Origin of the sequence: Azospirillum sp. B506 (assembly GCF_000333595.1) — a bacterium.
Classification (GTDB): Bacteria; Pseudomonadota; Alphaproteobacteria; order Azospirillales; family Azospirillaceae; genus Azospirillum.
Map to the genome: position 1 here is coordinate 1 of NZ_BADK01000104.1, position 5,779 is coordinate 5,779.

The window sequence follows — 5,779 nt, forward strand, 5'->3', positions numbered from 1 at the left end:
GGGCGGAGTTGGGCGGGCCGTTGCTGCTCACCGTGTTTTACGCCTCCTCGGCGATGGCGCTGCTGTGTTACGTCCGCGCCATCCCCCGAGTCTGGCTGGGGCCGGTCGACTTTCCGGCGCCCGGGCGGCCGCTACCGGGCACCGCCGCCGCGGTCCTGCTGGTCTTCGCCATCGCGCCCGTGCTGTTCGGGCTGATCCCGAACCGGCTGCGCCCCGCGCTCGAACCTCATCCGCACGTCGCCGAACTCACCGGCACGCTGGTGGCCGGCCCGCAGACCGGAGGTGTGAAATGAACCTCATCGAACGGGTCATCGCAATCTCGCGCCGCCGGTCGCCCTGGATCTGCCGGCTGAACGCCGGCTCCTGCAACGGTTGCGACATCGAGATCACGCCGCTGCTCAGCCCGCGCTACGACGCCGAGCAATTGGGCATCGAGCTGCACGGCACGCCCAAGCACGCCGACATCGTGCTGATCTCCGGCACCCTGACTCTGCGGTCGCGCCAGGCGATCCTCGACATCTACGACCAAGTCCCCAGCCCGAAGGCGGTGGTGGCGTTGGGATCCTGCCCGTCATCGGGCAACGTCTTCGCCGGCAGCCCGCTGGTGCTCAGCGAGTCCCTCGACAACGTCGTGCCGGTCGACGTCTGGGTGCCCGGCTGCCCGCCGCGGCCCCAGGCCATCCTGGACGGCATCGCCCGCGCCGCCCAACTGCTGGAGGACGGGTCCACGAAAAGCCAGATCCAAGGCCAGCGCCAAAACCTGGGGGGGAGGCTGTCATGAGCGCCGTCTGGTCCTATCTGGTCGCCATCGCCGTCTGGCCCGGGCTGCTGTTCGCCGCCCCGCTCGGCTGGCTGGAACTGTGGTTCATGCGCAAGCTGGTGGCCCGGCTGCAAGGCCGCCAGGGTCCGCCCTTCTTCCAGCCCTTCTTCGACGTCATGAAGCTGCTGGGCAAGGAGACGGTGATCCCAAAGGGCGTCAACCGCGGCATCTTCCTCGCCCTGCCGCTGGTGTCGTTGGCGGCGGTGACCGCGGCGCTCGCCATCGTGCCGCTGCCCGGCAACCCGGTGCCCTCGCTGCCCGGCGACATCGTGCTGCTGCTGTACCTGATGGAGGTTCCGGTCCTGTGCGAGGTGCTGGCCGGCTATGTCAGCCGGTCGATCTACGGACAGGTCGCGGCGATGCGCGAGGCGATCCTGTCGCTGGCCTACAACCTGCCCTTCCTGGTCGCCATCATCGCCATGGCGCAGGTGGCCGGCAGCTTCCAGATGCGCGCCCTGCAAGAGGTGCCCTACGGCCCCGTCCATCTGCTGGCAGCCCTCACCTTCCTGCTGGCCCTGCCGGCGCGGATGAAGCTCAACCCCTTCTCCATCGCCAACGCCGAGCACGAGATCATCGCCGACAGCCACATCGAATACAGCGGCCCGCCGCTGGCCCTGTTCAAGCTGTCCCACGCCATAGAGGTCGTGCTGCTGACCGAGCTGTTCGCCGTCGTCTTCATCCCGGCGACGCCTTGGCCGCCGGTCAATCTGGTGGTCTATCTCGTCGCCGGCATCCTGGTGCTGGGCGGGGTGACGTTGCTGGCGACCGCCACCGCGCGGCTGCGCCTGACCCAGGCCTTCCGTTTCTATTGGATCTGGGGCGGCATCGCCTCGGCCATCACGATGGCCGCGACGCTGGTCCGGTGAAGGGGAATACCGCCATGGCAATGCTGAAGACCATCCTTGGCAACCTGCTGCGGCCGTCGCGCACCCGCGCGCCGGCCGACATGCCGGTCGTGCCCCCGACCTACCGCGGCGCGCTCGGCCACGACGCCAGCCGCTGCACCGCCTGCGGCACCTGCGCCTTCGTCTGCGCGCCCAAGGCCATCCACTTCACCCAGGACCCCGGCGTCTCGGTGTCCTGGCACTTCTTCATCGGCCAATGCTCCTTCTGCGGGCTGTGCGAGCAGAACTGCCCGACCCAGGCGATCCATCTGCGCTCCGCCGTGCCCGGTTCGATGAACAGCGCCGGCGGCGACGGATTGCGGCTGGAAAGCCTCATCCATCTTCAGCCCTGCACCCGCTGCGGCGCCGCCCATGTCCCGCTGCCGGCGGCGACGATGGACGCGCTGTGGGCGGCGGGCGCGGAGGAGGTCGAGCGCGGTTATTGCCCGGAGTGCCGCCGCTGGGCGGCGAGTGCGCGCCTGCGCAACGCCTTCCTCCCGGAAGGCGCCACCCCGGCCGCAGAGGGAGGTCGCCATGACCGTTGAAACCACCGTTGCAACCACCGTCGAACCCGCCGCCGACACCGCCGACCGCGATTGCTCGAGTCTGGGCGAAGCGCTGCGGGCCATCCCCGGCGTCCGCTCGGTCGTCGTCCGCAACGGCGCGCTGTGGGCCGATGCCCCGCTGCTGAATGTCGAGGCGATGGCCGCCGCGATGGCGGCATTGGGCATCCGCCTCGGCACCGTCACCGCCATTCCGCACGCCGACAGCGCCGAATCGACGGTGATCTACCACTACATCGACGAACACCGGATCATCAACGTCAAGACCTGCACCCGAAACGGGGCGCTCACCTCGCTTGCACCCAGCGTCCGGGCGGCATCCTGGGCCGAGCGGGAGATCCGCGACCTGTTCGCGGTCGAATTCCCCGGCCACCCCAACCCGGTCCCGCTGATCCGCCCGGAGGGGATCGACACGGCGACGCTGCGCGAGGCGATGTGCCGCCCGGCGACGGTCACCCGCAAACCGTCCTCTCCGCTCGCCACGCGTTCGGCCCGTTCCTAGGAGTCCCCAGCCATGCCATACACCTTTCCGCTCGGCCCCTATCACCCGGGCCTGGAAGAGCCCTTTTCAAGTCAGGTGCAGTGCAATGGCGAGGTCGTCGAGTCCGCCACCGTCGAAGTCGGCTTCAGCTACCGTGGCATCGAGCTGCTGGCGCAGAACCGCAACTGGGGGAAGTCATCACTCTGATCGAGCGCGTCTGCGGTATCTGTTCCACACCCATGCCATGACCTTCTGCATGGCGGCCGAGACCATCGCCGGCATCGAGATCCCGAAGCGCGCTGCCCACATCCGCACCATCATCGCCGAGCTGGAACGGTTGCATTCCCACCTGCTGTGGGCCGGCATCGGCGCCGAGGACATCGGTTTCCACTCGCTGTTCATGGAGATCTTCACCCTGCGCGAGCGGGTTATGGACACGCTGGAGGCGATCAGCGGCAACCGGGTCAATTACGGCATGAACTGCATCGGCGGCGTCCTGCGCGACATCCCCGATCCGGCCGCGCATCTGCCGGCGCTCGACGCGCTGGCCAAGGGGCTGGGCGAGGTGGTCATCCCCACCTTCACCCAGAACCCGACCGCACTGGCCCGCACCCGCGGCGTCGGCCGGCTGACCAGGGAGCAGGCGGTGGAATGGGCGGTGGTCGGCCCGGTCGCCCGCGCCTCCGGCCTCGACATCGACGTGCGCAAGGACCAGCCCTACCTGTCCTACGCCGAGCTGGGCTTCGAAAGCGTCGTCCGACCGGAAGGCGACGTACTGGCCCGCGTCGTGGTGCGGGCGCTGGAGATGATGGAGAGCGTCCGGCTGATCCGCGAGGCGCTGCTGTCGCTGTCCCCCGGTCCGCTGCGGGCGACCCAGGGGCTGCCGGAGATCCCGGTCGGCGAGGCGACCATCCGCACCGAGGCACCGCGCGGCGAGGCCTTCTACTACGTCGCCTCCGAAGGTGGCGCCTCGCCGGCCCGCGTCAAGATCCGCACGCCTTCCTTCGTCAACATCCCGGCGATCGAACCGATGGTGATCGGCCAGCCGCTGGCCGACCTGTCGATCATCCAGGCGTCGGTGGACCCCTGCATCTCGTGCACTGATCGGTAGCGGCAGGATAGAGGTGAGCGGGCGGCCCGGCCGAACAGCCACCGCCCGCTCAGCTCCCTAGCCGCAGCGCAATCCCCGGCGCTTGCCGACGGGGCAATCACTGCACGTCCTCGACTTCCCAGCCGTCGAAATCCTTGTCGAAGCGAACGCACCAAGCTGGCGCATGTGGCCGGTCCAACCGCGTCACGTTATAGGCGTATCGGCCATCTTCAACTCCATGGAGAGGGTGTCGGTGACCTCGATGCCGTCGCGGAATGTGACGCCGCGGATGACCTTGGGCAACTGGCTTTCGCCCTGGAGGCGACGCCAGGTTTTCGCGGCGGCGGAAACCAGCTTGAACACCATCAGCTTGGCAGTGTCCTGCGAGAGCGAACCCTTGGTGCGGAAGGTTCGGTGGCGGACGGTGGCGAACACGCTCTCGACGGGATTGCTGGTCCGGACGTGATCCCAGTGTTCGGCCGGGAAGTCGTAAAAGGCAAGCAGCGCGGCGTGGTTCTTTGTCAGGCACTCCACCACCTTGGCGTACTTGATCGCGTACTTCTTCACAAACGTCGCCAAGATTCCCGCATAGCTCGCTCCCCGGGGGCATGGATGGGCTGGCCGCCTTGGTGCAGCAACAGTTGGGAGCCGATCCCTTCAGCAGGGTCGTCTACGTCGGTCAGTGCCGGTTGAATATTGTTCCATCCGCATTCTCGATGCAAAGCAGGGCTTGAGCGGCGCTGGTCAGGCGGCCTCAAGAATGCGATGACGCAGCAGATTAAGCGGCTTCTCGCCGACCGACTGGGAGAGGTCGAACACAGGGGGTAAGCTGCACGCCGGAGTTGGCAATGTCCGTAGCGGTCTGATGCTGGATGCAGTGGGTGACGATGTGCGGGAGGCTCGACCGCCGATACGCTCGCCGACGGTACTTTTCGATGTGGAGCCGGTCGTGCTCGCTGCCGGGGGCGGCACGGAAAATTGCTCGATTGGTCCCGATAGCTGTCGGAACCGCGAAAAATTAGCACCTGGAATTTCCCATTTAAAATCAAGAGCATAGCTTTGTGACGGCCCTATCGTCGGGCATTGTGGACCGTTCGCGACATATTTCTCAGAAGTATCAATCTGTTATGGTGCTTCTGGGCAATCGAGTGGGAATGAGGCAGGCCGGACAGCTCTGCCGATGCAAGACGAAGGGGCGGGAAACCGCCCCTTTTCCTTTGCCCGCTCCCGCCTTCCGCCCGCCCTGTTTCCGCTTGTGCAGTTGCCGCTCAGAACAGCGATTCGACCGTCTGCGTCTTGGGCTTGCGCCGTTTTCCGCCGGCCGGCTTGGGACTGGCCGGCACGAGGCCTTCCCTCTGCGCACACAGGTCGTGCCAAACATGGCCCGGCCGTTCCGGTGTCCAATACATGGGCTCGCCGAGCAGCACCTCTTCGCCGCAACAGGTGCAGGGAGGATATGGGCTGGATGTGTGTTGGAACCGATCCATCTCACCGTTATGCCAGTGATCAGCCGATCCGTAAGTGATGCGGATCAAATCGGACCACAAGAGCGCGAAAATAATCGCGGCCGAGATCGGATATCGGGAGCGGCGGCCCGCAGTTCCCCACACCGGGAGGAACGGTGGCCACCTGCCATCCTGTCTTACCGTGCGTCGGCCAGAGCAACACAAGCGCGGTCGCGCCCGGCGAGACTGCCGCAGCCGTCTGCGCGCTGGGAAACGAAGCGCATCACCACGCGCTCCCCCTTGCCCACAGACTGCGGAGGCAGCAGCGCCTCGGCGACCTGGGTGGTGAATTGTGGATTGACCCGGTGCGTCGTCGGGGGCGGCGAATCGAGGCTGGCGACCTGAAACGGCTTGGCGGGAGCGGCAGCCGGGACGGTGCTTGAACCGGTGCTTGAACCGGTGCCCGGGCCGCGGCCGGCTCAGGCAACGACGCGAC

The 5,779-nt window shown here is 67.1% G+C and carries 6 protein-coding genes and 2 pseudogenes; 7 read left to right on the forward strand and 1 reads right to left on the reverse strand.

The features are described 5' to 3' along the window. From I71_RS03845 to I71_RS03870, 7 genes and pseudogenes are all read left to right on the forward strand, one after another. Positions 1-293 (forward strand): annotated as a pseudogene (locus I71_RS03845) (hypothetical protein); the annotation flags it as partial. Further along, complete coding sequence (locus tag I71_RS03850; RefSeq protein ID WP_049975912.1) at positions 290-781, forward strand: NADH-quinone oxidoreductase subunit B family protein; 492 nt, start codon at positions 290-292, stop codon at positions 779-781. The pseudogene I71_RS03845 and the gene I71_RS03850, both read left to right, overlap by 4 nt. Then, entirely contained in the window at positions 778-1,686 is a 909-nt protein-coding gene (locus tag I71_RS03855) for a respiratory chain complex I subunit 1 family protein (protein ID WP_042690874.1), read from the forward strand. The genes I71_RS03850 and I71_RS03855 overlap by 4 nt, the downstream gene beginning before the upstream one ends. A 14-nt stretch (positions 1,687-1,700) precedes the next feature. Beyond that, positions 1,701-2,249 carry a 4Fe-4S dicluster domain-containing protein gene (locus I71_RS03860; protein WP_042690876.1) on the forward strand — a complete coding sequence of 183 codons (549 nt, stop codon included), beginning with the start codon at positions 1,701-1,703 and terminating at the stop codon, positions 2,247-2,249. After that, on the forward strand, positions 2,239-2,769 hold the full coding sequence (locus tag I71_RS03865; protein ID WP_042690879.1) for an NADH-quinone oxidoreductase subunit C: 531 nt from the start codon (positions 2,239-2,241) through the stop codon (positions 2,767-2,769). The genes I71_RS03860 and I71_RS03865 overlap by 11 nt, the downstream gene beginning before the upstream one ends. 12 nt (positions 2,770-2,781) lie before the next feature. Continuing rightward, entirely contained in the window at positions 2,782-2,955 is a 174-nt protein-coding gene (locus I71_RS39430; protein ID WP_244433617.1) for a hypothetical protein, read from the forward strand. Between the two features lie 37 nt (positions 2,956-2,992). Then, entirely contained in the window at positions 2,993-3,859 is an 867-nt protein-coding gene (locus I71_RS03870; RefSeq protein WP_244433618.1) for a hydroxyacid dehydrogenase, read from the forward strand. Positions 3,860-4,042: 183 nt separating this feature from the next. On the opposite strand, the pseudogene I71_RS03875 reads toward I71_RS03870, so the two are convergent. After that, positions 4,043-4,417, reverse strand: a pseudogene (locus tag I71_RS03875) (transposase); the annotation flags it as partial. Positions 4,418-5,779: the final 1,362 nt, after the last annotated feature.

What these genes read in the sequence shown, in the direction of transcription:
- I71_RS03870 (WP_244433618.1), top strand. Translation starts at nt 2,993, where the DNA reads ATGACCTTCTGCATGGCGGCCGAGACCATCGCCGGCATCGAGATCCCG.
- I71_RS39430 (WP_244433617.1), top strand. Translation starts at nt 2,782, where the DNA reads ATGCCATACACCTTTCCGCTCGGCCCCTATCACCCGGGCCTGGAAGAG.
- I71_RS03865 (WP_042690879.1), top strand. Translation starts at nt 2,239, where the DNA reads ATGACCGTTGAAACCACCGTTGCAACCACCGTCGAACCCGCCGCCGAC.
- I71_RS03855 (WP_042690874.1), top strand. Translation starts at nt 778, where the DNA reads ATGAGCGCCGTCTGGTCCTATCTGGTCGCCATCGCCGTCTGGCCCGGG.
- I71_RS03850 (WP_049975912.1), top strand. Translation starts at nt 290, where the DNA reads ATGAACCTCATCGAACGGGTCATCGCAATCTCGCGCCGCCGGTCGCCC.
- I71_RS03860 (WP_042690876.1), top strand. Translation starts at nt 1,701, where the DNA reads ATGGCAATGCTGAAGACCATCCTTGGCAACCTGCTGCGGCCGTCGCGC.